Source organism: Prevotella sp. Sow4_E9_plate (genome assembly GCF_052116205.1).
Classification (GTDB): Bacteria; Bacteroidota; Bacteroidia; order Bacteroidales; family Bacteroidaceae; genus Prevotella.
In genome coordinates this window covers 1-25,123 of the sequence record NZ_JBQKLN010000055.1, presented here as the reverse complement: position 1 = coordinate 25,123, position 25,123 = coordinate 1, and the positions used below count along the sequence as shown (strand labels likewise).

Annotated in this window: 24 protein-coding genes and 1 pseudogene; 7 read left to right on the top strand and 18 right to left on the bottom strand. The window is 43.5% G+C overall.

Going from position 1 to position 25,123, the window contains the following annotated elements:
- From ACTQ53_RS15410 to ACTQ53_RS15350, 13 genes are all read right to left on the bottom strand, one after another.
- Window positions 1–328, bottom strand: a 328-nt coding sequence (locus tag ACTQ53_RS15410) for a hypothetical protein (protein ID WP_441933996.1), incomplete at its 3' end; no start/stop codon positions are given.
- Between the two features lie 23 nt (window positions 329–351).
- Window positions 352–825: a hypothetical protein gene (locus ACTQ53_RS15405; RefSeq protein ID WP_441933994.1), complete on the bottom strand. Its 474-nt coding sequence runs from the start codon at window positions 823–825 to the stop codon at window positions 352–354.
- Between the two features lie 371 nt (window positions 826–1,196).
- Window positions 1,197–2,423, bottom strand: coding sequence for an RNA-binding domain-containing protein (locus ACTQ53_RS15400; protein ID WP_441933992.1), 1,227 nt, complete (start codon window positions 2,421–2,423; stop codon window positions 1,197–1,199).
- A complete protein-coding gene (locus ACTQ53_RS15395) occupies window positions 2,420–2,659 on the bottom strand; it encodes a hypothetical protein (RefSeq protein ID WP_200756179.1) in 240 nt (79 codons plus the stop codon). Before ACTQ53_RS15395 ends, ACTQ53_RS15400 begins: the two co-directional genes overlap by 4 nt.
- Window positions 2,660–2,838: 179 nt before the next feature.
- Window positions 2,839–3,147, bottom strand: a complete 309-nt coding sequence (locus ACTQ53_RS15390; protein ID WP_441933990.1) for a hypothetical protein — start codon at window positions 3,145–3,147, stop codon at window positions 2,839–2,841.
- 117 nt (window positions 3,148–3,264) lie between these two features.
- Window positions 3,265–3,669 (bottom strand): hypothetical protein, encoded by a 405-nt coding sequence (locus ACTQ53_RS15385; protein ID WP_441933988.1) that lies wholly within the window; start codon window positions 3,667–3,669, stop codon window positions 3,265–3,267.
- 574 nt (window positions 3,670–4,243) lie between these two features.
- Complete coding sequence (locus tag ACTQ53_RS15380) at window positions 4,244–4,366, bottom strand: hypothetical protein (protein ID WP_441933986.1); 123 nt, start codon at window positions 4,364–4,366, stop codon at window positions 4,244–4,246.
- Window positions 4,367–4,897: 531 nt separating this feature from the next.
- Window positions 4,898–5,020, bottom strand: coding sequence for a hypothetical protein (locus tag ACTQ53_RS15375; protein ID WP_441933984.1), 123 nt, complete (start codon window positions 5,018–5,020; stop codon window positions 4,898–4,900).
- A 177-nt stretch (window positions 5,021–5,197) separates the two neighbouring features.
- Window positions 5,198–5,506: a hypothetical protein gene (locus tag ACTQ53_RS15370; protein ID WP_441933982.1), complete on the bottom strand. Its 309-nt coding sequence runs from the start codon at window positions 5,504–5,506 to the stop codon at window positions 5,198–5,200.
- A 163-nt stretch (window positions 5,507–5,669) separates the two neighbouring features.
- Entirely contained in the window at window positions 5,670–6,134 is a 465-nt protein-coding gene (cas2, locus tag ACTQ53_RS15365) for a CRISPR-associated endonuclease Cas2 (RefSeq protein ID WP_441933980.1), read from the bottom strand.
- Window positions 6,131–7,177 carry a CRISPR-associated primase-polymerase type B gene (locus ACTQ53_RS15360; RefSeq protein ID WP_441933978.1) on the bottom strand — a complete coding sequence of 349 codons (1,047 nt, stop codon included), beginning with the start codon at window positions 7,175–7,177 and terminating at the stop codon, window positions 6,131–6,133. The genes cas2 and ACTQ53_RS15360 overlap by 4 nt, the downstream gene beginning before the upstream one ends.
- A gap of 1 nt (window position 7,178) precedes the next feature.
- Window positions 7,179–8,156, bottom strand: a complete 978-nt coding sequence (gene cas1, locus ACTQ53_RS15355) for a CRISPR-associated endonuclease Cas1 (protein ID WP_441933976.1) — start codon at window positions 8,154–8,156, stop codon at window positions 7,179–7,181.
- A 2,029-nt stretch (window positions 8,157–10,185) separates the two neighbouring features.
- Window positions 10,186–11,073: a hypothetical protein gene (locus tag ACTQ53_RS15350; RefSeq protein ID WP_441933974.1), complete on the bottom strand. Its 888-nt coding sequence runs from the start codon at window positions 11,071–11,073 to the stop codon at window positions 10,186–10,188.
- A 198-nt stretch (window positions 11,074–11,271) separates the two neighbouring features.
- Here ACTQ53_RS15350 and ACTQ53_RS15345 point away from each other — a divergent pair, with 198 nt between their 5' ends.
- The gene (locus ACTQ53_RS15345) at window positions 11,272–11,643 is read left to right on the top strand and encodes a SprT-like domain-containing protein (RefSeq protein ID WP_287623527.1); all 372 of its coding nucleotides are present in this window, start codon (window positions 11,272–11,274) and stop codon (window positions 11,641–11,643) included.
- 521 nt (window positions 11,644–12,164) lie between these two features.
- On the opposite strand, the gene ACTQ53_RS15340 is transcribed toward ACTQ53_RS15345, so the two are convergent.
- From ACTQ53_RS15340 to ACTQ53_RS15320, 5 genes are all read right to left on the bottom strand, one after another.
- A complete protein-coding gene (locus ACTQ53_RS15340) occupies window positions 12,165–12,506 on the bottom strand; it encodes a hypothetical protein (RefSeq protein ID WP_287623528.1) in 342 nt (113 codons plus the stop codon).
- Between the two features lie 131 nt (window positions 12,507–12,637).
- Window positions 12,638–13,369, bottom strand: a complete 732-nt coding sequence (locus ACTQ53_RS15335) for a WG repeat-containing protein (RefSeq protein ID WP_441933971.1) — start codon at window positions 13,367–13,369, stop codon at window positions 12,638–12,640.
- 191 nt (window positions 13,370–13,560) lie between these two features.
- Window positions 13,561–13,941 (bottom strand): hypothetical protein, encoded by a 381-nt coding sequence (locus tag ACTQ53_RS15330; protein WP_441933969.1) that lies wholly within the window; start codon window positions 13,939–13,941, stop codon window positions 13,561–13,563.
- A gap of 24 nt (window positions 13,942–13,965) precedes the next feature.
- Entirely contained in the window at window positions 13,966–14,211 is a 246-nt protein-coding gene (locus ACTQ53_RS15325; RefSeq protein WP_287623532.1) for a hypothetical protein, read from the bottom strand.
- Between the two features lie 4 nt (window positions 14,212–14,215).
- Window positions 14,216–14,962: a metallophosphoesterase gene (locus ACTQ53_RS15320; RefSeq protein WP_349226492.1), complete on the bottom strand. Its 747-nt coding sequence runs from the start codon at window positions 14,960–14,962 to the stop codon at window positions 14,216–14,218.
- Window positions 14,963–15,201: 239 nt separating this feature from the next.
- Between ACTQ53_RS15320 and ACTQ53_RS15315 the strand changes: the two genes are divergently transcribed.
- The 6 genes and pseudogenes from ACTQ53_RS15315 to ACTQ53_RS15290 form a co-directional block, all read left to right on the top strand.
- Window positions 15,202–15,633 (top strand): hypothetical protein, encoded by a 432-nt coding sequence (locus ACTQ53_RS15315; protein ID WP_441933967.1) that lies wholly within the window; start codon window positions 15,202–15,204, stop codon window positions 15,631–15,633.
- A 44-nt stretch (window positions 15,634–15,677) separates the two neighbouring features.
- Entirely contained in the window at window positions 15,678–17,414 is a 1,737-nt protein-coding gene (locus ACTQ53_RS15310) for an ATP-binding protein (RefSeq protein ID WP_441933965.1), read from the top strand.
- A gap of 9 nt (window positions 17,415–17,423) precedes the next feature.
- Entirely contained in the window at window positions 17,424–18,035 is a 612-nt protein-coding gene (locus ACTQ53_RS15305) for a hypothetical protein (RefSeq protein ID WP_441933963.1), read from the top strand.
- A 602-nt stretch (window positions 18,036–18,637) separates the two neighbouring features.
- Window positions 18,638–21,481: a PD-(D/E)XK nuclease family protein gene (locus ACTQ53_RS15300; RefSeq protein ID WP_441933961.1), complete on the top strand. Its 2,844-nt coding sequence runs from the start codon at window positions 18,638–18,640 to the stop codon at window positions 21,479–21,481.
- A complete protein-coding gene (locus ACTQ53_RS15295; protein ID WP_441933959.1) occupies window positions 21,478–24,621 on the top strand; it encodes a UvrD-helicase domain-containing protein in 3,144 nt (1,047 codons plus the stop codon). Before ACTQ53_RS15300 ends, ACTQ53_RS15295 begins: the two co-directional genes overlap by 4 nt.
- 200 nt (window positions 24,622–24,821) lie before the next feature.
- A pseudogene (locus tag ACTQ53_RS15290) lies at window positions 24,822–25,123 on the top strand (transposase); the annotation flags it as partial.

Sequence of the window (25,123 nt, the reverse complement as noted above, 5' to 3'; positions counted from 1 at the left end):
TCACTATCTCTTCTTCAGGAATCAGGGTATTGATGAGATATTGGGTAAGCGGAGGGTGTTTGTTTTCACCATTCTTATCCAGATAAACGAGTCTCACCCTGTCATTTGAGTCGATGCGATAACGGGGCATTGCCATCCACAGACATACGAAGAAGAGCATCCAATAAGGTTTCATCCCCCATTTCTGTGTCCATGCCGGAAGCATCTCAAAGATGTGCTTCTTCCATACCAGGAAGAGCAGCATCAGCATGATGGTCTTGTAAAACAGAGAGGAAAACAATGCCCAAACCACTACGAGCAAAACAGATATAATACATTTCTTAGTCATATATTCTTCTATTGTATGTTGGGTTATTTCGATACAGGAAAACTTATCAGTTCATTGCTGGTCTTCTTGGCAAGTTTGTTGAACCATACTAGCAGAATGATGTTCGTTCCTATTAGTGCCATTCCCAGAAAGACAAAGAGGATGATATAAACACTCTGGTAACTCATGTGCCATTGCATCCCCGTCATCTTCGTATAGTTGATGAGTGCTTTATGCTGTGTCTGAAAGCTAAGTCTAATGAATGGGCTAATGAAATTGAACCAGTTGGAGAAGATCAGATATGTATAGCCAAGAATAGAAACTGTTCCTGATATGGTGAACACATCCAGGCCGAATTGCTTGTATCTCTTCCTCATGGGGATGAGAAGCAAGAGGCAGGATAGGATACACACCAGTCCCTGTAGGTATAAGCTCCATGCCACATTGGCTGTGGCATATGAAACTCCAAGACTTTTGGCAATCATAGAAATGATGCCTGCGATTAAATCATATAACATTTTCATTGTATATTGTTATGTTTACGTTGTTTCTAATGTTAGAAAATCATGGGTGCAATGATTTTATTTATTACTCAATGTTTTAGAGTACCTTTGCACATCCATATATACCTTTAGCTGGCTAAAGGTAAACATTTCTGGAGCAAAAGTAGATAAAAATGAGCAGATAATGCTACATCCTATCTGTTGATTGTACCAAATGCCTGCTTCTGTGTATGAACTGATGGTACAATCGATTTCTGATGTACCATTTGTCACAAAGCCTTCTCCATCAGTTTTGCCATCTTCTTTTCCAAATGATCTTTTCTGGAATCTTCTTTTTCATCAGATTATCAGAGGACTGCCTTTACTTGGGCAGTCCTCCTTAGATGTTATGCGGCATTTCTTGTCAGCTTCTTGACCATGTTTACCAGGTCTACTCCTTCTGCAATCATTTTGGCGGAGTCGCATCGGTAGGGGAGTCTGCCACCTTTGCAGATGATAGGATCTCCGTGGTAGTTGATGTCTATGATGAGGATTAGGTCACCATTGTAGTTGTACCAGTTGTATTTGAGGGATGACATGAGCAGGGCATTGTCGTAGGTGTATGACTTGATGAATGGAACCAGCAGGGTATTCTGGAACTGGTCGAGGTTGGCCATCTGTGGATAGTTAGAGGCGATTTCATCCTGGAGTTTGCAAGTCTTATTGGTCTTGTCGTTCACTCCTACGATGAGTTGGCATTGTTTCTGTTCCTCGCTATTGCACATGGCAACGATAGACTCTACGATCTCCTTGAGTTGTGCTCTGTCATCCTTGGTATTGCCCGGTGCATAGAACAGGCTTGCCTTCTTTTCCAGGGTCTGTGACTCTACGAAGTCCAATGGGAAGTCTACCATGGATGTAAGTTTCTCTACCTTTTGCTCCTCTGTCATGTTGGTAGCTGAGATTACTTTCAGCGTTTCCAATCTCAGGTCCTCCTGGAGGGAAGGCAGCTGTGTGCTGAGTTGAGCCATCAGTTCTGGAAGGCTGTTGGACTGCTTATACGCTTTTGTATCTTTGAGCAGGTAAGTACCATCGATGTTCAGCTTATGTTCCTGATTGTTGTTGACTCCGTAGGTTTCATGGTCAGGGTAGTATGTCTTCTCGTCTTTTTTCACCATGATGACTGTTACGCCGATCTTGAGGTGACCATCTTCCATCATGGATTGTGGAAATGCCGGGAATTTATGCATCACGCTGAATGGGATGTAGATAGTCTTGTCATCTACTTCGATGACATACATGTTGCTGTAGTAGTTGGTAACTTTACCATTGAATTTGTTGAATTTGCACATAGTCTTGATATGTTTTAACTGAATATTTGTATTTTGATTGAAATGATTGATGATTGCTCCTAGCCAGTTTTCCTGTTGCTGGCTTGTCTTGTATGGGGCTCCCAAGCCTTTGCATTTATAGGCTGATGTTGCCTGGTGATTTCTGCATTGCATTCTTTTCAAGGCTTGATATACCTGATGGGCATTGATTGGAGCCCAGTCTGCTTCTAGGAAGGGACTTCCTTCTGGTGCAGGGTTCCTAACCTGGTAGGAAGCCCTGCTTGGAATGGTGACTTTGCTCATGCTACTAACTGTCTGAAGAGGTTTTCTACGATGTGTGTGAGTACGACGGCTTCTGCCAAGCGGATGAGGAGCCCGATGAACATGGAGATGTTCTGATACACTCCATTGCCGAGGATACCCCAGAGTGGGCGGCAGAGGTACCACATGAAGTTACTTGCATTGCCGGTAGCTTTTACCAGGAATGTCAATACATCCAGTAGGATGATGATCCCGATGATAATACTTAAAATTGTCATAATGTTTGAAATTTATTATTATCTCTAATGTCGCTAACTTACTTAACCATAGCGGCTTTGGTTTTCTGGGTGCAAATTTAGTGAAACTCGGTGAAACTATATTTCACTGACTCAATTTTCCTTGATTTTGTCGGTTGAGAGGGTCTCCCATACCTTATTATATGCGCCTGTGGCATTGTCTAGTGGACGAATCCAGGGACAGAGACGATGAAGCCGTTTTCTCTTTTGCACTCAGGGTGTCCGGTAGCAGGGGCTACCACATCTTCTCTGCCTTTTTCCTTTGCTGCTGCGAGTACCATGGCCGATACGATGAAGGTGGTGTTGGCTTCTGGTTCCGGGAGACCTTCGATTGCTCCGTGCTTGACCTTGCAGACACCGCTTGCGTTGAACTCGGTATAGGTATCTGCTACTCTTGCATTTCCTTCCGTAGGGAAGCTTGTGCCATCATTCAGGGTGATGGTGTGGGGTGTTAAATTGATGAATTTCATTGTTGTTTACCTTAATTATATATGATTTGACATTTGCCTCGTAAGAGGTTCGTTTCTTGTTTTGGTAAGAGCATTTGAGCTGGAGTAGAATCCAGGCAAATGCTCTTTTACATCCCTTTACTTGGTGAAGATGACCACAGGTTTTCCGTTTTCGTTGGTGATTTTGACGTTGTATCCCTGTTTTAGTGCTAGTGCAGCCAATGCAGTGCCGCACAGGAAGGCCAGCTCGGTGGTTGTTATGGTGATGGTTCCTATGGTTAGTCCAACTGCACCTGCTCCTATGGCTGATGCGACGATTCCTCCGCCCAGGAGGGAAGTTCCTGCAGTGAAGGGAGCGGCAACGAGGCAGCCAATGCCAAGTAGCCCCGTTAGGATAGCTCCGCCAGTTGCTGCCTGTGATGAAGTTCTTTTATTCTTTGCCTTCTTTGCCAAGGTCGTGGCATAGGAACCAACAACCTTGATTTCTGAGGTCTCTTGCTTGATGGCCTTTTCTAATTCTTGTTTTGATCTTACTGTAATCATACTATTTCTATGTTTACTTGTTATACGTTTACTTGGTTTGAATAATATTACTTTTTAGAAGAAGCTACTGGGAATGGGGATTGTGGTCAATGCCACTCCCAGTAGTCTTTTAATGATAGGCAGGATCATAATATCCTGCGATTCTTCGGTAGCCAGGCTGTCTTATCTGTGTCTTTTGTGACGGTGGTAGGTGTTTCCTACTTATCATTAAGCCAGTCAATGACGAGTTTGGTTACGATGGCACCAGCGACAGCGCCGACGAGCTTTCCTATGGAGTCTGATGTCTCCTTTGATAAGTTGTAATTGTTCATTTTCTTCTATTTTTATGGGTTATTACTTTGATTTTCTTCTCTTTCCGAGAATTCTCTCGATGTCTTCTGGTCCCAGGACATCTGGGTCTGGTTTGTCACCAGATAGAATGTCTGCGATGGTTTTAAAAATTTCTTCGAACATATTGAATTCTATTTGTGTTTATACTATCGTTGATGGGTACTATCCCGGTTGTCACTCATCTTGTTTGCAGGAATGAGTGTATGCCTGTTGGAGGTGATTTATTGGCTCTTCTCATCGTCTTCTACAGTTTAAGGAGTACTTCTGTTACTACTTTCGTGACGATGGTAGCTACTGCTGCGCCTGCGAGTTTTCCGATAACCTCATTCTCGTTGTTTGAGTGTCTTCTTTTTCTTCTTCTGCTCATATTTCTGGGTTTTAATCTAACTTTACTGCCGCTAACTTACTTAACCATAGCGGCTTTGGTTTTCTGGGTGCAAAGGTAGCGGAATTTCGTGAAGAGATATTTCACTGACTCAATTTTCCTTGTAATTTCTACCGATGTTGTGTTATTCATCTTCGAGCCAATCAACGACCAGCTCGGTGACGATAGCTGCTACTGCGACCACTATCTGACCGATGGCATCTGTTGTTTCTTTGGATAAATCGTAATTATTCATTTTATTGTATTTTTTAGTTTGACTTTCTTTATCTGTTTCTTCTCTTTCTGAGAATTCTCAAGATGTCGTCTGGTTTCAGGTCATCTGGGTGGCCATCTGGGTCTGGTTCGTGACCAGATAGAATGTCTGCTATGGTTTTTAAGATTTCTTCTAACATATTGAATTCTATTTGTGTTTATACTATCGTTGATGGGTACTATCCCGGTTGTCACTCATCTTGTTTCCAGGAATGAGTGTATGCCTGTTGAAGGTGATTTATTGGCTCTTCTCATCGTCTTCTACAGTTTAAGGAGTACTTCTGTTACTACTTTCGTGACGATGGCAGCTACTGCTACGCCTGCGAGTTTTCCGATAACCTCATTCTCGCTGTTTGAGTGTCTTCTTTTTCTTCTTCTGCTCATATTTCTGGGTCTTAATCTAACTTTACTGCCGCTAACTTACTTAACCATAGCGGCTTTGGCTTTCTGGGTGCAAAGGTAGCGGAATTTCGTGAAGAGATATTTCACTGACTCAATTTTCCTTGATTTTGTCAGTTGAGAGGGTCTACCATACCTTATTATATGCGCCTGTGGCATTGTCTAGTGGACGAATCCAGGGACAGAGACGATGAAGCCGTTTTCTCTTCTGCACTCTGGGTGTCCGGTAGCAGGGGCTACCACATCTTCTCTGCCTTTTTCCTTTGCTGCTGCGAGTACCATGGCCGATACGATGAAGGTGGTGTTGGCTTCTGACTCCGGGAGACCTTCGATTGCTCCGTGCTTGACCTTGCAGACACCGCTTGTGTTGAATTCGGTATAGGTATCTGTTACTCTTGCATTTCCTTCCGTAGGGAAGCTTGTGCCATCATTCAGGGTGATGGTGTGGGGTGTTAAGTTGATGAATTTCATTGTTCTCTTGTTTTTACGTTGTTTACTTTTATATTTTATGCACTGCTATCCTCCTACAGAAGTGGGGAGAAATAGTTTTCGTTTTATTTCGGGTGCAAAGGTACATGAACATAGTGAAATGACATTTCGATGGCTCATTTTTCCTTGATTTTGTGTTTTAAGCCTAGAAAAACAGGGTGTTTTTGGAATGCAGGATAAGGTCGATATCTACATCCTGACCAATGATCTTCATGGCTCTGGCATAGTCCTCAGACAAAGGGACAATCAGAATGCTGTCGTTGTTGTCATACATCTTCTGAATCTCTGTTAGTTTTTGGGCTATGTCTTGCACTTCATCAGATGGCATGTCTGCCATGAAGATGGACTTCTGGACCCTTGTACATCCTTTTTTCAGTAGGAATTTTGCTATCAATGTTCTGACCTTGTTGCTGGTGATGTCGTACATGATGAAGCATATCATATATCCTGGTTTCCTTTCTGCTGAAGAGATGATGTTCAGTATCTGTCTGATTCTTTCCGGTAGGGTGGGGAGCTCGTCTAAGTTTCCCGTTACTCTACCGATGGAGCCTGTGCCGGCTAAACCGGCTTGGCCAATCAGTCTGGTTTTTATGAGATGGTTTCCTTTCATGAGGCATATGTCAGAGTTTGTATGTAGTCATTTACCAGTTGCGCCATCATGCCATTGAGTTGCATGGAGGTTCCTCTCTTGGGAGATTCTACCACCGAGTATCCCTTGTGCCCGAAGAACAGGTTGATTTCTGCTTTCAGTTGATGGGTACGGAACATGAGTTTGATGCCGTACTGGATGTTTCTGGTATCATACAGCTCCACTCCTGTTTCTTCTATGGATTGCTTCAGGTCAGTGACTATGTTGGTGATTTCCTCGGGAACATAGATAGGGCGTACTTCCTGGGGCAGTTTCTTCTTTTGGCTCAGTTCAAGTCTTTCTTTGATTCTGTTCATGGTTTCCCGGTCAGGATCCAGATTCTTTTCTACTGGTTCCAGGTCCTGTACTTGTTTCCCTTGGCTGATGCTTGGCATCTTGTCTTCCTTGATGAACAGGTCCACGCAATCCAGGTCCACATAGTTCTCCAAGTTGACAGGTGTGGCTGTCATGCTAAGGATGGCATGGTCGTCCGCAGGAATGAAGCAGGCTCTGGTCACGTCATTGGTTTTGAGGTCAATGAATGTTTCCAAGCGATGTTCCTTGGCGAAGTCCCAGGCGAACTGCTTGTAGAATGTTGAATAGATGTTTTCATCCAGGCATGGTTTGTCGAGCAGGAAGATGAGTTTCAAGCCACAGCCGCTAGGAGAGGTGAACATCATGGCGATGCGCTCGTCTTTTGCCAGTTCTGCTTTCAGCTCATCCAGCTGGATGCTCTTCTCGTCCACATGGTCTATGTCCAGGACAAATGATGATACTGATGAGAAGTTTTCCTTTCTTCTGTAGTCTGGGTCAAAGTGGGCGCAGACAAAGTAGGGGAGTGATTTTTTCATCAGATTGTATTTGGCACTGTCCATGCGCTGGATACTGCGCAGGACTTCTGTCTGATTTCTGAGTGATGGCTCTGGGTGAGCTATCATCTCGAATAGGTCTATCATGTTGATAGATGTCAATTTTTCATTGGCAGCCACGATCTTGGTTCCCAATGATACAGTCTGCTCTTTCATACTAATAATGTTTTAATTGTTGTGCGAATTTTTGCATATAGAGAAATATATGGGTTTCTCTGCTCCTGGTCATTCCCTTGATGGATTCATTCTCTGAGAGGTAGTCATTGACTGACTGGATGATGACTCTTCTTCCCAGGGCTTCCAGCCATACTGCTCCTCTTTCATCTGTGGAGTAGTAGTCCTCTGTTATGATGTTCTGGGCCAGCAGGGAATAGACGATATAGTCTATCCATACCCTGTAGAGTTCTATCATATCATAGGAAAGGACGGGTCTTCCATACTCGTCTCTGTGGAGAATGCCTATATAGGGATCTATGCCGCAGCGAATGAGTGCATTCTCAATTTTTCCATACAGGATGCCGTATCCGTAGTTGAGCATGGCGTTGGCAACATCTATAGCCGGATGTTGTGAGCGCTCCTTGAACCGGTATTTCTCAGGTATGAATTGGTTCAATGCCCGGAAGTATTCCTTGGAGGCATTGCCTTCATAGGCTCTGAGGTTATTGGCGATTTCTCTTACCGTGAATCCTTCTAGTGCATCTACCTTTGCGATGAGTTTGCTGATTTTGTTGCCAGCTTCCTCAACGATGAGTTCCTTCTGCCCTGTATCTACCTGCAGCATGAGGAGCAGGGCCAGTTGGTTTTGCATCTTTTGGATGATGACCTTTTTGATCCATTCCACTGCATCCTGTGATGCCGTGAATATCAGTTGTCCTTTTCTGATGGTGGAGATGGAACCATATTTGTGGCTCCATACACAGCCCATTACATTGCCAACTTTGTCGGCCAACGTGACCCTGATGTCATTTTCAATGGCAAGTATCAAGGCGTCGGATGTGAGTACGGCACTCTTGGCTACAAAGATGGAATCCACGTCTTTAACAGGTATGCGATGGCTTCCTGTTGAATTGTTGAGCATGAATGCTCCATTGTTGATGCTAAGTTTAGCACCATATGAATTTAATACGATCTCCATATGTTTATGGTTTTGATTTCTGGGTGCAAAGATAAAGCGGGATTTTGAAGTGGTATTTCACTGACTCGATTTTCTAGGATTTTGTTAGTTAGAGGTTGATTTTTACACTTTATTATTTCGGGTGAGGATTATTCGTTCATCACTTTTCTTGTTATCGTTAGAATCTCTACTGGAGGGAAGTGATGGATATGTAGGATTCATGGTTAATGGTAGGAGACAGCCTTCTTTTTCTGATGTTTGTTAGTGCTGAATAGTGGTTTGGGGGTGGTCTTGTCGTTTGTCTTTAGGGTTCTGTCTCCCTAGTTAGTTAACAGAGTTAAATTTTGGGGATAAAAATGGCTAAATATTTAAGAATAATTGGCTTGCATATCTCGAAAAAAAGTCGTACCTTTGCACTCGCTAAGAAATAGTTAATTTTCGGTTAAGAAAAGTAAATATTTGTTTAGTAAAGCTCTTTAACTTATTGATAATCAATAATGTCTTATAAGGTCGAGTACGAGACCATTGTCCACTACAATAAGGATTAAGACTTCTTTTAAATCTAACATAATTCTAAATTTTTTAAGTACGAGACCATTGTCCACTACAATAAGGATTAAGACCCAAGCCTAAGAGGCTTAAACTGATTTCATTGTTTGGTACGAGACCATTGTCCACTACAATAAGGATTAAGACATAGACCTGTGCAGCCTGTAGGATTGCTCCATGTGAGTACGAGACCATTGTCCACTACAATAAGGATTAAGACTCTTTACCAAGATAAGGATTAGCTACATAACCCTTGTACGAGACCATTGTCCACTACAATAAGGATTAAGACCCCTGACCTTCCTCATGGAGGAGCCAGAAGTTAGAACGTACGAGACCATTGTCCACTACAATAAGGATTAAGACATTTTTTAACTTTTTTATTAAACTCACTATGGATCTTAGTACGAGACCATCTTCCATTACAACAAGGATTAAGACAGCATATCTGAACATGTGTTCGATGTACTAAGTATAAGTACGAGACCATCTTCCACTACAACAAGGATTAAGACATGCGGGCACGGATAGCCTTGAAAAGATGGGTGTTCTGTACGAGACCATCGTCCACTACAATAAGGATTAAGACAACTCTGGAGCACCTAAGGCTTTGCGAGCTTTATGTACGAGACCATTGTCCATTACAACAAGGATTAAGACCAGTAAGTCATTACGTTGTGCTCCACTGATAATCTGTACGAGCCCATTGTCCACTACAACAAGGATTAAGACTTACATTAATTTCTGACATAATCATATCCTTTTTGAGTACGAGACCATCGTCCACTACAATAAGGATTAAGACTTGGCTAGCTGGTTAAGTATGGGATGGAATAACATAGTACGAGGCCATTGTCCACTACAATAAGGATTAAGACAGCCCTTCGATGGTGATACCTGATGCTGACAGCAGTACGAGACCATTGTCCACTATAACAAGGATTAAGACAGATTGCCACCGCCCTTAACTGAAATTTTCATACCGTACGAGACCATTGTCCACTACAATAAGGATTAAGGCCCTTTCTTCCAAGCGAATTTGCGCCAGTCATGCATTGTACGAGACCATCTTCCACTACAATAAGGATTATGACCCTTTCGCGTTGAACGTTGCAATGTCTGAGACTAGTGTACGAGACCATCTTCCACTACAACAAGGATTAAGACGTAATGAGATTAATGTACTGACGTCCTTCTGCGTTAGGTACGAGCCCATTGTCCACTACAACAAGGATTAAGACATCGAGATGATTGCCAATACTACACTCTGAATTCGTACGAGACCATTGTCCACTACAATAAGGATTAGAATCATTTGTTTATGAGTTATTCATAGGTTATTTTGGTTCATTGGTAGGGTTATCTGTTACATGAAAAAATCCCATATCAAGGTTGGTTGCCTTGGTATGGGATTGATTTTACTATTCTGATATTCTTATGTTCTGTTCTGTCCTATTTGAACCTCTCCTGTCTTATTTCATTAAGCAGAAGCTTCTTTTTCTTACTTCTGGTAGGAATCATAAAGTTCCTTGGCCTTGTCTTCGCCAAGGAAGCCTGTCAGCTTTTTCCAGATGCCACTCTTGTCAAATGGCTTGGCAAGTTCCTTCACTTCCTTCTTGGATGGATCATGTAGCAAGCGGGTTGAGGTATTGTAGAGGGCGTTGCTGTCGTATTCGTTGAGCTGTGATGCCTTAGAGTTTTTCAGCCATTTCTCCACTTTTTGGAAGCATACCTTGAAGTCCTTGATGCTATAGTTTACGCCATCTCCTGCGAGTTTGTCAAGGGTGGTGTCAAGACCAGCAGCAAGTACCCTTTCTTTAGCTTCTTGGGCTGCTTTTTCGGCTTGTTGCTTTTTCTCTTCTTCCTGCTTGGCAATCTGTTCCTCTATATCGGCAACGATTTTACGTTCTTCCTGGATGTTGATTCCTTTTTTGAGAAGTTCATCCATGATGTCGTTATAGAGTTTCTTAGCCTCTTGGTATTCCTTAGCTTCTACACAGCTCTTGGCGAGCGCATATTGCTCGGAGAGTGATCTGCGGGCTTCTTTTTCTGCTCTTTCACCTTTAGCCTTGAGTGCAAGGTCTCTGATCTTATCCTTGTCTTCATCCGTAAGCCATGAGTGGATTGGTGTACCTTTTTCCTGGATCTTGTTGAAAGGATTCTTCTTTTCGAACTTGCTGTCTCCATACTCTTTCATCTCCATCATTCTGACTTCATCGTCTGTATGTTCACTGAGGATATTGACGAGTTGGGTGATGCTTTCGGTTTGTGCCCACAATTGCTGGTAGTTCTCATAAGTGAACACCGACATCATTTCTTCAAAGCGCTGCATATAGTAGTTCAAGTCTTGGCTAAAGCCGCGAAGGGTGATGGATGCATGTGACACCATGAGGAAGTTCTACATTGAATATGCAGACTTTGTCACTCCAACATTGAAGAAACTGAACATTTACCATGATTAGCACACATTTATCTTCGAGTGGCGTTTAACGTTGCTCGAAGATTTTTTATAAAAAAGTTAAATATCTTTGTAAAGTTAGATTTATTTAGTATCTTTGCATTATAAAACAAAAATGAATTGCTTGATATGATTGCAGATTTAAACAACGTACCTAGGATATTTAGAGAATTGAACAAGGATGCCTTCTCTAGGAAGCTGTCTTGTCCTTCGTTCGAGATAATTCACAGTAGCAATACGTTTGGCGAATTTAGGTACCGTAGGGATGGAAAGAAAGTAGTGAGACCAATAATAAAGGTCACTGACTCATATGACTTTACAGAGGATGAGATGAAGGACATCATATGCCATGAGATGATTCACTATCTGTTGGCTGTTGAGGGAAAGGACATGAAATGCACACACGGCAATGACTTCAAGCTAATGATGGACTCAATCAACTCCACCCATGGTTTTCACATTTCAATAACAAAGAACAAAAAAGAATTTAAGAAATTATGAAATATTTAAGGATTACAAAGCCATTTGGTTTTTTCTTGTAATTGCTTACACGACTCTTGAACTTGTTTATTGTTCCATCTTTTATATTTGCTATTTTGTGTGGACTTTTAAGGTGGACAAGAATTTTTGGGCGATGTTCCATGAGTCATCATATTTTAGAAGGTGGAATAATGATGAATTTTATGAAGTAATCGAGCATCTTGACAAGACGCCATTTGAGACAATTAGTAGGAGATAGAATTGGTGCAATAAAGATGATTGATGAATGCTATTCATATGGTATCGGTCATGATGGTGTGGCAGGTTGGTAACCGGAGTTGTGGTGGCAGAGCCATTCAGTTCTTCCTGCTTTACCTCGTATGTTGTTACGAAGTAATTTCCATCGTAATGATGTCCTTCTCGCCGCTACCCACTGCCAGAGGTGATGTTGCCTCCAGGGTGATGTGCGCAATCATGCGATATTTATATTATGTCATCTGTATTGCTCTATTGTTTTTTTGCCATTTCAGAGGCAAGGTGCACTAATGCTCTTTGAGACAGGTCTCCAAGTCGTTCTGGTATGATTCCAGATTTCCTTTCTGGCGGATGAGCCACATGGCCACATCTGTAGCATTCTGATTGATCATACGCATACTGGTTTCGGTATTCTCATTGATGGTGGCATACAGGCTTCCTTGTTTCTTAATTAAATCCAGGGTAATTTCTGGTGAAAGCCGTACCAGTAGCTTCAGGTTACGCATCGCATTCTCATTCACTTTTTCAAGTTGGATGTCCTGCTTAGCTATTACATTGTTGCCTATCAGATTGTCGTAAGCCTCCTCGGGAAGAGGTGCACTGACAAATTGAGGTGTTCTTTCCCTCATTCGTTGTGCATCTTCATCATGAGGAATAGTTCAAGAATCTTGTTGTTGGGAAATCTCCACGCAAGGCAAGTTGCTACTCGGTGGTTGATAACCTCTTTGGTATATACAAATATAATGTACTTCTTTTTTAATTATTTAAATGTGTTGTAAACGATGTCCTCGTCACTCATATTTTCTTCATCGTACTCATCAGCAGGAATAAACTTTCCTGTGCGCTCGACGACATAACCTTTGACGCGGTTTTTTGTGAAGACAATCTTCTCGTTCTCCTCTACTTCTATATTGAAATATTCCGGCAGTACGAAGTTGGAGGTGCGCAGATCCAGTATGCCCATAAATAAGTCCGTTTCCAGGATCAAGTGTCCGTAGCAAGGCTCATTGTATTTGGTTAGGATGTTAGGAATGATAACCTTTCCTTGAGGATTGACGTAGCCGAACTCAACCTTGCTGTCCCATAATGCCATGTACATGCCTGCAAAAGGGTCCCACTGTAGATAATCAAAGCGGAAATCAACCAAAACCTTACCTGTTCCGTCAGCGGCCACAATGCCGAACCCTCTGTCCTTCATGGCAGCCATGTGGGTTGTATAGAATAAGTCGTTGTCACCCAGGAAAGAGAAATCATTAAACTCAGCAGGCACCAGTACCTCACCGGCAGCATTCTTTATGCCGCGCTTTCCTGTGTCTGGATTTTGGAAAACAAAGTTGGTCCAGTTGTAAGATGATTCGAGGCGTCTGAACTGTTCTGCGATTTCTGCACTTTCCTTTTCTGAGAGCTTATCGTTGAATAACTGTTCCTTAAGCTGAGAATATTCGTTCATCTGATCTACTGTTGGTCTTGTAAGAATCTTTACTTGTCTCATAGTTTCTATATTTTTGTCAGTACCTCAGAACAATTCCTTGGTTTCTCTGAATCACGATGCAAAGGTACTATCTTTCTGTGTGAAGTATCTGCACAGAAAAATAAATTTAATGAAAAGCTTTTTTTAGAAATTAGGGTATTTCAGCTCTTTCCCGAAGAGGTGGATATGCCTGTTCTCTAAGAGTGTACAGTCTATAGGATAAGATGTTCCTCCTTGATGATGAGACCTAAATGCAAATCATCCGATAGTCTGTTGAGGACCCTGATTTTATCCTTATTACTGATGTAGCTATATATGTACCATCCGTCTTCATAGTCTTGCCACTTTTGATTTCCATCCGTTCTCTTTTCTAAGCCTACCAGAGGATAGCCTTTGAAAAGGATGCTTTTGAATTTGGCAACTTTGTAGAAACCTATCTTCTTGAGGCATTTCTTAAATGTTCCTATAGCTGTTTGCTCTAAGACGATGGTTCCATCTGGAAATCTGATGGATATGGTTTTCTGATAGCCTTTCTTGTTATTTGCTTTTATACTTTTCTTCTGTTCTTCCATGATGATCTGTTTAACTTTCATTTTTTCTGGCAGTCCCTATGTGATTTATTCTTTTTTCCCCTGGTGGTTGATATAGAGATGGGTGAGGATGCTCTCCACCTTTGACAGGGAAGAGTCTATGTCCAATGGCTCGTTATCGGAATCGGTAATTTCTTGCTTCAGCCCAGGGTAGGGAGATGTCATGCAAACTACGGCCTTGCTTGGCTCTATGAGTTCAAAGTAACCTGTGATGTGGCACTCTTGATAGTCAATCACAGGATTGATGTCGATGTCAAAGTGAAAAATGCTCATATTCTTATTTGATGATGTTTATTTTTAAATGTGGGTCTATAGCATAAACGTTTTGCGTATCCAGGCAGGCAAAGGTACAGGTGATGACCGGCACCTCCAGCATGGTGTGTCCGAATATCTGGTAAGTTCCTTCGATGGGTTCCGAGTGAATCATCTCCCTCTGGTCTGCCCATACCGGACTGCCAGCAGGATAGTCACCACCCCTTATTTTGCTGCATTCAGTCAAGGCAACAATACCTTCCTCTGTGTCCAGCAGGCGGTTGATGGCTTCTGCTGAAACCTCTGGCAGGAGGTACGGATGCTGGTGAAGCCAGCATGAATGCACACCGGCGTGCGTAAAGAGGACTTCGCTCTCAGGGAATGCCAAAGTATGGGCAAGCTGGAACAGCTGACTGTTTTCATGGAAAGTGTCCTCATACAGCTGAGCATATTTCCAAGAATATCTATTGGATTTACTGTACAGACTATACGCCTTGCTGAAATATTGCAGATCATGGTTTCCCAAGAGCAGCGTCACTCTATCAGGGTTTGCTTTCTTGAAAGAAAGGATTTCCTGGAAATTGGTGAAGGCTTCGTCCGGGCTGATGCCTTCAAGTGGATATGGGTCCAGGTAGTCTCCTAAAAAGACGATGTTTCCCGGGAAGCGGTTGGCAGCATCCTTCCAGAAGTCTCTTCCGTGTACATCAGGAATGATGAGACAGTCCTCTGCAGATACGAGGGAGATGTCTTTGGTCAATGAATCAATTATCATAAGCGATGAATCTTTATATATATAATAAGGTGTAGATGAACCAGCCATCAGCATGGTCATAACCCTTTTTTAGTTTCACTTTCGAATTCTGGTGCAAAGGTACGCCTTTTTGCGGAAAAATAGTTTTTCGTTATACGTATAATGCATTTTGCCGGTTGCTTTTTTAATAGTACCTTTGCACCAGAAATCAGAGAACATCTCTCTGCATGATTTTAGTAACAATTATAAATTAATTTATTATGATCGAAACAAAAACATCAGTACAGGTAAATGAGTTTGCAATCGTAGAAAACATCTTCGGTTCACATCTCAAGGCAGTAGCCAAGGCAGAAGACAAGAAGCATTTCGCCATTATGGAAGGCAATGAGATTCTGACACCATTTGAGCTTGAGAGTCATGGCATCGCCTTCAATGGAGTAGTCTTGCTGAAGGCAGGAGACAAGATGGGCATGCTGGCCTTTGATTTGGGCAATATCTACATCGCTCCCGAGTACGACTACATCAATGAAGCAGCAGTAGGTGATGATTTCGTCTTCGAGAAAGACGGAAAGAAGGGTAGGGTCACACTCCAGGGACAGTTCATCTCTGATGATGAATTTGAGCAGCTGCCTCAGGACAAGAAGGATGAATGGGAAGATATCGGTTTCATCTTCGCCAACGACATTGATTAATTTAATCTCCTAATCATACAAAAAGAAGGTCTTATTAGATATATATGGAAATATCAGGAAATCCAGCAATCGTTCGCCATAAAAAGGAACTGTTTTTCGATGAAATAGATTTCGATCAGCAGGTTCCGCTCCCTTTAGAAGAATCCGATCTCACGATACTCCAGCTCTTCGACAGGGTTTTGCGTGAAGTCACGAGCAAGGGCTTCAGCCAGTCCACACTCGATCTTTGCATGCCATATATCTGCAGGTTGGCCCAGCTTCAGGCAATCACCAACCGGCAGGCATTCATCATGGCTATATGCATGAATTTCAGTTTGAACATGAGCATTACCCTCAGAGCAGTAGCCAATATGCTCGATACCACCAATATGATGCTCATGCACTGGATGCCGGACTTCCATGCGCTTTGTGAGAAAGAACTGCTGGAGAAGATGGAGAGAAGGATGGGAAGGGTGGATGAATATGTGATTCCGGCAGATGTCCTGGAGGCTTTCAGCAACAATGAAGTATTCGTGAAAAAGACCTTTAAGGTGGAAAATACGCTGGAACTGCTTTCCACTTTCTATCATCTGTTCAAACAGAAGAGCAAGACGTGTATGGAGACCGATGCCTTTATCAAGAAGTGTTCCCGTCTTCTGAGCGATAATCAGCATCTTCCGCTCGTATCTAAGTTGAAAAAACTGGAGCTTTCATCCATCGAGTCAGAACTCATCCTGCTGCATCTCTGCCGTTTTTATGTCATGAATTCCATGTCTAATGTGTCTTTAGGGCAAATCGTAGCTTTGTTTGATGAAGGCAAGGACCGCAATGTGATGGTATATGGATTACTTCAGGGCAATCATGAGCTGTTCCAGCGAAAGCTCATCACTTTCGGGTGTGCCGATGGCATCAAGGACAAGGAGACTCTATGCCTTACAGCCAAAGCCCGTCATCTGCTCATACCGGAGTATAAGCTCAGAGGGATGAATACACCGTCGTCAGATATGACCAGTCACAAGGATATCGTCTTCAAGAATCTCTATTACAATCCATCCGTGGAGCAGCAGATACAGAGATTGCATTCACTGCTGGAGGAGAAGAATTTCAGGATGGTTCAGAAGCGATTGCAGGAACGGGGCTTCCACAAGGGCATCGCCTGTCTCTTTTATGGCTCACCAGGCACCGGAAAAACCGAAACCGTGCTTCAGCTTGCCAAGTCCTCCGGCAGGGATGTGATGCAGGTAAGCATGTCACAGATCAGGAGCAAGTGGGTGGGAGAGAGCCAGAAGAACATCCAGGAAGTCTTTGCCAGTTACAAGGAGCGAGTCAGAGCAAGCAAACTCTGTCCCATCCTGTTGTTCAACGAGGCAGATGCAATCATCGGCAATCGGATGGAAGTTACCACCTCCTCCGTTGACAAGATGGAAAACAGCATTCAGAACGTGATCTTGCAGGAAATGGAGAATCTGGAAGGCATCATGATAGCCACCACCAATCTGCAAGGCTCATTGGATGCAGCCTTTGAGCGAAGGTTTCTCTATAAGGTAGAGTTTGAAAAGCCTTCCCTGCAGGTACGCACCCAGATCTGGCATAGCATGATGCCGGATGTAGATGAAGCCACCCTTTCTTCCATCGCCTCGCAGTATGATTTCTCAGGCGGTCAGATAGAGAACATCGCCCGCAAGGCACTGGTAGATGATCTGCTGTTTTATTCTTCCGATATAAGCAATAAAGAGCGGATTTCTACGTTCTGTAGACAGGAGGCATTATCAAAGAATGCTATCAAGGGGTTTAGCCTCTAAAATAACTTAATGAAACAACTTAAAGCTGACGTGATTATGAACAAGGGAAAAAGAAAAGAAAACCAGGTAAAGATCAAGGTTGTAACAAAAGCCTTTTACGGAGTCTGCTGCCATGGCTGTGGCTGTGAGGGTAGTGAAAAGGAGCATGAAGTAATGGTATCCCAGCGAGTTTACAATGCCCTAAAGGAAATCGGAGAAGACGAAGTTACCAGTGAGGATGTAGAGGAGGCGATAGAGAGTGGCAAGCGCAACCTGAAGAAACTTCATAAACATCTGGGAGACCTCTTTTATGAGATGGTGGTGCATTACTGGCTCTATGAGTCAGATCACAGCTATATAGATGAGTCTTTGGAATGTTACATTCTCGACGATATCAAGAACGGTCTTTATGTGGAAGAAGAAGATGATGATGTTTATGATTATTGGGCAGATGAGGATGAGACCAAAGATGATGGCTATATAGATTCTAACAGATTACACAAATACGGGGAATGGGTATTGGATGGTACGCATGACAATGACTTTGTAGCCGAGAGAATAGGCTGTGATATTTCAGTTATCAGAGATGAATATGATGTGGAATATACGATTTTCCTGACGGAGGAGGATGCACCCGCCTGAAAATATAAATGTAGATCTTGAGGCGAACGGATAGAATCACTTCATCAGATCTCACATCACAATTTTAAACAGAGTAAATAATCCGTTTTTTATATGTGATGCAATTCAGAAAGTACATTGAGAAACAAGGCTAAATCTTGTGCCAATTCATCCCAAAGGCTAAAGACCTTTGGGTTTTCTTGGCAACATTATATAAAGTATGCAAAAAACGAGAGGATGAAGAATATAGGCAAGCTGCGATGAACAGGATAACCCAAGCTATTTGTAGTGAAGCCTGCCACTAAGGAGAAGATTACGATTGCAGCCCGTGATAAGATTGTGTTCAAGGCTTCAGATTGCATTCAGTATTACTCACGTAAGCATTGTAAGGATTAAACGATAGTGGTATTATCAATCAGTAAATTGATCTAAATGGGTATAGCCACCAGATTTTCTTGTGGCATTTTTTATGCCTAAATATATGTTTTTGGGACAGTAAATCATGTTTTCCCCAGTAAAATTGAAGAAAAGCTTTTAAAATATATCGAAAATATTATTTTTTTTTGTACTTTTACAGACTGAAAACGGATACGTAAGTCCGCTAACTTAAAAAAGAATAGCTTATGAGAGACGAAATTTTCCCTGAATATGGAAGTCCTAATCTTCAAAGGTATGAAGATGGGGCAGTGGAGTGGAAGATATTGTTTTCACCGGAATTCTCTGGTCACGTTTTTACCAGCAGTGAGATTATGATGGATACTGTGGTGACGAACACCATAGGTCTGGTTAATCTCCTGGAGTTGCGTTTAGGACTGCATTATGATGAGGTGTCTGCCCAGGAGCGCATGGCACTTTATTATGATGCGGTAAGCAAGTATATGGAAGCTCATCCCAAGAACGTGATGGCGGAATCCTTCAAGACCTCAGGTCTTACTACTGCTAAGGCGATGCTGGGATGGAGGGATGAACTTCGCTCGGCAGATTGGGATTTTGACGGTACTTCCATCAGCAGCCGCCTTTCCGTACTCATCGGAGTGGAGGAATATTTCAGGAAGAAGGATGGTTGCGATATGGCGGGAAGGCTTCATATTGTGACTGACCAGGTGGCTATGCAAAAGCTTGACTGTTCTCATATGACTTGTTTGCTTGCCTGTGATAAAGACTGGCTCAAACCTAATGTGCGTGAGCTTTTAAATGCCTTGGAGCGTCAGGGAGCTAAACTGGAGCTGATTCCTCAGGCTCCTGTTTCTGACTCTAATCTATGCAGGGTACGAGAGATGATTTTTGAGGGCAGGCAAGGGAAGATTACGCTTGATGAGAATGACAGTTCCCTTTTGATCTATCAGTTTAATGATGAGCGACAGGCTGCCCAGTATCTTGCTTATGAGCAGATGGATGATGTGGATCTCTGGATCAATGCCGATAACAAGCAGATGGACAACTGGTTGCTGCTGATGAACAAGGCTATGACCGGCAGTATTACATCAGACTGTACTCCTCAGCTGACCCAGCTCTTTGTCATGGGCTTGGGACTCTTTGCTTCTCCTTTGAATGTGAATACGCTGATAGAATGGCTCAATATGCCACTGCATCCTTTAGATAGTTTCTTCAGGTCTCACCTGGCAGAAGCCATTGTCCAAGAAGGCGGTTACAGAAATGATGTTTGCAGGAATCTGGTAAAGGATTATGTGGATGGTAAGTTTGTTTATCTGGATGAACAGCAGAAAGCCTTATCCATAGAGGAGCAGCAGGAAATCCGTGAAAAGGGCAGGGAGCAGCGTCAGAAAAAGGTAGATGTCTTTTTGCCGCCACTTCAGGCATCTGATGAGATTGATACGGAGAAGGTGCGCCTTTTTGTAAGTCAGCTCGCCAGCTGGTCACGCCAGCGTGCTCATCTCATGGATGACGGAAAGCAGAATCTGCAGTGGATAGAGCAGCTTACCTCCGTGGCTGGCATGTGTGATGCCTTGCATATCCTGCTTTCCACCATATCATCCCCTGTAATTGACTATCAGACGATTGACTCCTGGATGAGCGGTATTTATGAAAAGGGTTCTTTCACCAATGCTGTAGCTGAAAAAGGATGCAGGATGGTGGTGGACAGTCCTTCCAAGATAGCCTCTGTGGCTCAGAATACGGTCTGGATGGGTGTAGATGGTGATGATGCCATGGCTGGTGAGTGTGCTTTTCTCTATCCTTCAGAAAAGCTTCAGCTTACGCAGGAGCGATATATTCGTGCATGGGATGAGAGTATGCAGAACCGGTATCATCAGTTCATGAGTCTTATGCCCCTCTGGATGACTGAAAAGCAGCTCATTCTGGTGGTCTGTCTCTCTCGTGCAGGAGAAGCTACCTTGAAGCATCCTCTCATGGTTCGTCTGGAACAGCAGGTGTCAAATTTAGACAAATTTATCAGGACTCCGAAGATAGATGAGGAGAAACTTTTGGATGTGAAGGTAGTGGACAGAGAGGAAGCGGCAGCAGAGATTCAGTTTGATCATGCCAGCAAACTTCAGTGGCCAGATCATCTGAGTCCTACCAGCATTGCCACCCTGACTGAGTATCCTCTTGATTTCTTGATGGAAAGGATGCTGAATATCACTGCGGAGGGCAAGGCTCAGATGGCAGATGTGAAGACCATACAGGGTAATGTGGCTCATGCCGTGATAGAAGCCCTGTTCGCTCCTCGTCAGGGCAAGGCGTATGCCACTCCAAAGGAAATAGCAGAGAGGCTGAAGGAATATGATGCCGTTTATAATGAACTGGTGGAAGCCAAGGGTGCTATCCTGCAGTTGGCTGAGAACAAGCTCACCGAAAAGCTTCTTCATGAGCAGCTCCGTTCCTGTCTTGACTCTCTGCTGGAAATATTGAAGGACAATGAACTGAAGGTTACGGGATGTGAAAGGTATGTGGAGATGAACATGAAGCTGGGATTGCCTAAGGCGCTGGATGAAAACGGAAATCCAAAAGCCTCTGACATGCTGGGATTCATTGACATGACGCTGGAGGATCGGGATGGGCATCCTGTGGTGTTTGATTTCAAATGGACCACCTGGGCAAAAGGCTATCAGAACAAGCTGGAGCAGAACCGTTCCGTGCAGCTGGAGCTTTATCGTAAGATGTTGGGACAGACTAAGAAGGATGAAGTGAAAAGGGTGGCTTATTTTCTCATGCCGGAGGCACGTCTTTACAGTAAGGAAGACTTCAAGGGCCGTTATTGTACGCAGATAGAATCCTCCGATGACAGTAACATCGTGGAGCAGCTGCGCCAGGGTGTCATTTACAGGAAGAAGCAGCTTGATGGCGGCCTCTTGGAGATGATGGGCCCTTATGATGAACTTTCCTATGTCAATGATACGGAAGATATGGGGCTCTATCCGCTTCTTAAAGACGATGAAACGGGAGGCAAGAAGGCCAATTTCTTCTCCCAGTATGGACTTTTTTTAACTAAAATGCAGGATTTATGAAGAATGTCACATATATCAACGCAGGGGCCGGTAGTGGAAAAACCTATCGCCTTACGGAAACCTTGACTGCGCTCATCAAAGCGAAAAAGGTGAAGCCTTCAGAGGTGATTCTCACTACGTTTACCACCAAGGCTGCCAATGAGTTCAAGGAAAAAGCCAAGGCCTTTCTATATGATGAGGGGCTTTATGATGCTGCCATCGAACTGGACCATGCCATGATTGGCACCGTTCACAGTGTCTGTCAGCGCCTGATAGGCAAGTACTGGTTTCATTTAGGTCTATCTCCTTCCATGGGAGTGATGGCAGAGGAAGATACAGCTTATTACATATCACAGTCACTTTCCGAGCTTCCTACGGAGGAGGAACTGAAGGTGCTCCATCAGTTTGCCAGATATTTTGATCTGAGGGAAATGAAGGATTTCAGACCCACCAGCAGCATTGACTATAACGTATGGCAGGGACATCTGAAGGCCATCATCGGTTATGCCACCAATTATGAGATAGATGATTTCAGCAGGAGTGAGGAGGAATCTCTTTCTTTCATCCGTGGTTTTGTCAGGAAAGGAAGTGACTTTGGCTTTTCTTACGAGGATCTCAAGGACGTGGTTGATGAGCATGAGCAATTCCTGCGCTCCAAGAAGCAGAGTGCCGCAAATGATGTACGTATCGAGAAGCTGGTACAGGCCAGAAGAGGTTTGGGTCGCACCACGATGGGCACTTTGAAAAATATCAATTCCACCATAGGAACACCTAAAGGATATGGTCCACTGGCAGCGGATTTTCAGGATAGGATGTCTGAAATATGGACCAGCAAGATGGTTTATGAGAAGCAGGAGGCCTACATCCGTCTGCTTTTCAGTCTGGCCTGTAGATGGAAGGAAAACTTCGCCCAGTTCAAGAAGGAGAAGAATCTTCTGGACTACAATGATATGGAGAAATACATGAGGCTTTTATTGAAGGATGAATCCGTGGCCCGTGAGATTTCCCTGTCTTACAGATATCTCTTTGTGGATGAGTTCCAGGACTCTTCCCCTATACAGGTGAAGATATTTGATGCATTGAGTGATCTCATGGAGCATTCATTCTGGGTGGGTGATTACAAGCAGGCTATTTACGGATTCCGAGGCTCAGACATAGCTTTGACCAAGGCTGTGGTTGACCGCATCAGCCTGAAAGAGGACGGATGCGATACTGATACGCTTGACACTTCATGGCGCTCGCTTCCGGATATCGTGCAGGTAAATAACGCTATCTTCAAGAAGACATTTGCCCATGTGCTGGATGAAAAGAACATTACCCTCAAGACACATCGTGAGAACAGTAATGGAACGGATTCCTTGAGATTTTTTCACAGCAGTGATGATGCAGGTGTGGCAGAGCATGTATTGAAATTGCTTTCCCAGCAGGTTAATCCTCATGACATAGCAGTACTGGCACGAACTAATTCCACGCTCAAGGATGTGTCTGAGAAACTGAAGGAATACGGCATTCCTTCCAGTAGGGAGGATTTCCCGATTATCGAGACCAGGGCATACACCCTTGCTTCATCTCTTCTGCGTATTGTGGAAAGCAGCAATGATGCATTGGCCAAGGCCACGGTAGCCTATCTCACAGAACAGGATTACAATACCAGGAGGATTATCGAGGAAAAGATTCTTCTTTCCTGTGATGAGGAGAAGAAGGATGGAGATTTTCTTGTGGAAGTTCCTCTCATCAGTAAGTTGCTGGCAATTCGTTCCAAACTGCAGCAGCAGTCGGTGGCTTCCCTGGTGGAAAGTATGATCATCGAGCTGGGACTTTATGATGAGATCAAGAAGGTGGAGGAGGATGCTCAGTTTGGCATCTCGTCCCTTCAGTCTATCATCAATTCTGCCCGGGTTTATGAGGAACACTGTGTGCAGATGAACCTGCCTGCTACGGTGGATGGTTTCATTGCCTATATGGAGAATGCCAATCCTACCGGCAGCGGTGATGCAGAGGGTGTCCAGCTACATACGTATCATTCTTCCAAGGGTTTACAATGGAAGTATGTCATCATGATGTCGCTCAATACCGATGTGGCAGACGTAAAGAGTGCTGTAAAGACGGAGACTTATGGTGTTCATCCTGTTCACTGTGAACAGCCGTCGGCTGGCAGTCCGTATCCAGAGGTCTATATCAGGCTCACCCCATGGATATATGGAACAGACCGCAATGTACCTGATGCCATCAGTGCCAAAATAGAGGAGATGGAAGAATTTGAAATCGCTTTTCAGAATCGGATTTCTGAAAGCAACCGTCTTCTGTATGTGGGCATGACTCGTCCTCAGGATGTATTGATTCTGGATATAGAACAGCCAAAAAGGGGAAAGAGGATGCTCGGATGGGTCAAGGATGTGGGTATAGATTCTGCTGCCAGTGAGGTTGCTTCCAAGGATGGTTGGGATATTTTCGGAATCGGGCACATCTTCAAGGATATGACTTTAACCCAGGAAGAACTGGATGCATTGGAAGATTACGGAGTTGCTGATTCATCGGCATTCAAGCGTCTTGATATTGAGGAACCATCATTTTTGATGAAGGAGCCTCGATATATTTCCCCAAGTCAGATTCTGAGGAAAGGAAAAGTGGGTGATGTGTACGATTTCAATAAGCGTATTGCACTGAGCAAGAATCCTCAAAGCATGGCCCAAGTGGGAGACTGCATTCATCAGATCTTTGCCGGTATGGAGGAAAAGCGTCCTGCTTACCGGGTAGAGATGAAGGAAATCATAGGCAGTTATCATCTTTCTGCGGTACTTACTGATGAGGAGGCCATTGCAGATGCCTGGAATAATCTGTATGGCAGATTAGAGGAACTTCATGGCAAACCTCTGAGGACTTATCACGAGCGTCCATTCCGGTTGGAGCAGGACGGACAGAGTATTGTGGGAAGCATTGATTTGGTATGGCAGACTGCTGAAGGCAATATCGTAGTGGATTACAAGACCAATCCGATGGGGCCTAAAGCCGTATTGGATCCTGAAAATGAACATTTTGTGGGCTGGTATGCTGGTCAGTTGGAGGCTTATCAGGCTGCCCTGGAGGCTGCCGGTGAAAAAGTCATCAAACGTTACATTTATTATCCTGTCAACGGATTATTGGTGGAACTGGCTGATTAAATATATAAAAAGCAGGGCTAAGGAAGATTTACAACTCCTTAGTCCTGCTTTCTAACTCCAGCTTTTCTACACCTGTTATAAAATAACTGAGCCCACTTTAAAAAGTAAGGCTTGTTATAAATGTTTATATTTCACGAAAATAATCTCTGATTTATGTCGTAATCTGGAATATTTTTCGTATCTTTACACCATCAAACAGAATGACTATGTTTAAAAAGACAGATCCGAATCCTCAGTTAGATATATTCACGGCTCCCTCAATGCAGTTAGGAAGTCGGGCTTCAAAGAAGTATTCTGCTTCCAACGCATGGCATAACCAGTTCTATAGCCTCGTGACAACCAAGATTGATGAGGAGATATTCAAGCCATTGTTTCCAGAAGGCAAGAAGAACGGCCGCCCAAACGCTTCCATCCGCATACTCGTGGCTATGTCTGTCTTGAAGGAGGGATTCGGTTGCAGCGACGAGGATCTGTTTGAGAAGTGCGAGTTTGACCTTCTTAC

Excerpts from the sequence above, each read along its gene's own strand:
- ACTQ53_RS15295 (WP_441933959.1), top strand. The coding sequence starts at position 21,478 with ATGAAGAATGTCACATATATCAACGCAGGGGCCGGTAGTGGAAAAACC.
- ACTQ53_RS15345 (WP_287623527.1), top strand. The coding sequence starts at position 11,272 with ATGATTGCAGATTTAAACAACGTACCTAGGATATTTAGAGAATTGAAC.
- ACTQ53_RS15395 (WP_200756179.1), bottom strand. The coding sequence starts at position 2,659 with ATGACAATTTTAAGTATTATCATCGGGATCATCATCCTACTGGATGTA.
- ACTQ53_RS15390 (WP_441933990.1), bottom strand. The coding sequence starts at position 3,147 with ATGAAATTCATCAATTTAACACCCCACACCATCACCCTGAATGATGGC.
- ACTQ53_RS15310 (WP_441933965.1), top strand. The coding sequence starts at position 15,678 with ATGGAAATATCAGGAAATCCAGCAATCGTTCGCCATAAAAAGGAACTG.
- ACTQ53_RS15360 (WP_441933978.1), bottom strand. The coding sequence starts at position 7,177 with ATGAAAGAGCAGACTGTATCATTGGGAACCAAGATCGTGGCTGCCAAT.
- ACTQ53_RS15300 (WP_441933961.1), top strand. The coding sequence starts at position 18,638 with ATGAGAGACGAAATTTTCCCTGAATATGGAAGTCCTAATCTTCAAAGG.
- ACTQ53_RS15315 (WP_441933967.1), top strand. The coding sequence starts at position 15,202 with ATGATCGAAACAAAAACATCAGTACAGGTAAATGAGTTTGCAATCGTA.
- ACTQ53_RS15370 (WP_441933982.1), bottom strand. The coding sequence starts at position 5,506 with ATGAAATTCATCAACTTAACACCCCACACCATCACCCTGAATGATGGC.
- ACTQ53_RS15405 (WP_441933994.1), bottom strand. The coding sequence starts at position 825 with ATGTTATATGATTTAATCGCAGGCATCATTTCTATGATTGCCAAAAGT.
- ACTQ53_RS15375 (WP_441933984.1), bottom strand. The coding sequence starts at position 5,020 with ATGAGCAGAAGAAGAAAAAGAAGACACTCAAACAGCGAGAATGAGGTT.
- ACTQ53_RS15350 (WP_441933974.1), bottom strand. The coding sequence starts at position 11,073 with ATGGTGTCACATGCATCCATCACCCTTCGCGGCTTTAGCCAAGACTTG.
- cas2 (WP_441933980.1), bottom strand. The coding sequence starts at position 6,134 with ATGAAAGGAAACCATCTCATAAAAACCAGACTGATTGGCCAAGCCGGT.
- ACTQ53_RS15400 (WP_441933992.1), bottom strand. The coding sequence starts at position 2,423 with ATGAGCAAAGTCACCATTCCAAGCAGGGCTTCCTACCAGGTTAGGAAC.
- ACTQ53_RS15340 (WP_287623528.1), bottom strand. The coding sequence starts at position 12,506 with ATGAGGGAAAGAACACCTCAATTTGTCAGTGCACCTCTTCCCGAGGAG.
- ACTQ53_RS15380 (WP_441933986.1), bottom strand. The coding sequence starts at position 4,366 with ATGAGCAGAAGAAGAAAAAGAAGACACTCAAACAACGAGAATGAGGTT.
- ACTQ53_RS15330 (WP_441933969.1), bottom strand. The coding sequence starts at position 13,941 with ATGAAAGTTAAACAGATCATCATGGAAGAACAGAAGAAAAGTATAAAA.
- ACTQ53_RS15320 (WP_349226492.1), bottom strand. The coding sequence starts at position 14,962 with ATGATAATTGATTCATTGACCAAAGACATCTCCCTCGTATCTGCAGAG.
- ACTQ53_RS15385 (WP_441933988.1), bottom strand. The coding sequence starts at position 3,669 with ATGATTACAGTAAGATCAAAACAAGAATTAGAAAAGGCCATCAAGCAA.
- cas1 (WP_441933976.1), bottom strand. The coding sequence starts at position 8,156 with ATGGAGATCGTATTAAATTCATATGGTGCTAAACTTAGCATCAACAAT.
- ACTQ53_RS15335 (WP_441933971.1), bottom strand. The coding sequence starts at position 13,369 with ATGAGACAAGTAAAGATTCTTACAAGACCAACAGTAGATCAGATGAAC.
- ACTQ53_RS15325 (WP_287623532.1), bottom strand. The coding sequence starts at position 14,211 with ATGAGCATTTTTCACTTTGACATCGACATCAATCCTGTGATTGACTAT.
- ACTQ53_RS15305 (WP_441933963.1), top strand. The coding sequence starts at position 17,424 with ATGAAACAACTTAAAGCTGACGTGATTATGAACAAGGGAAAAAGAAAA.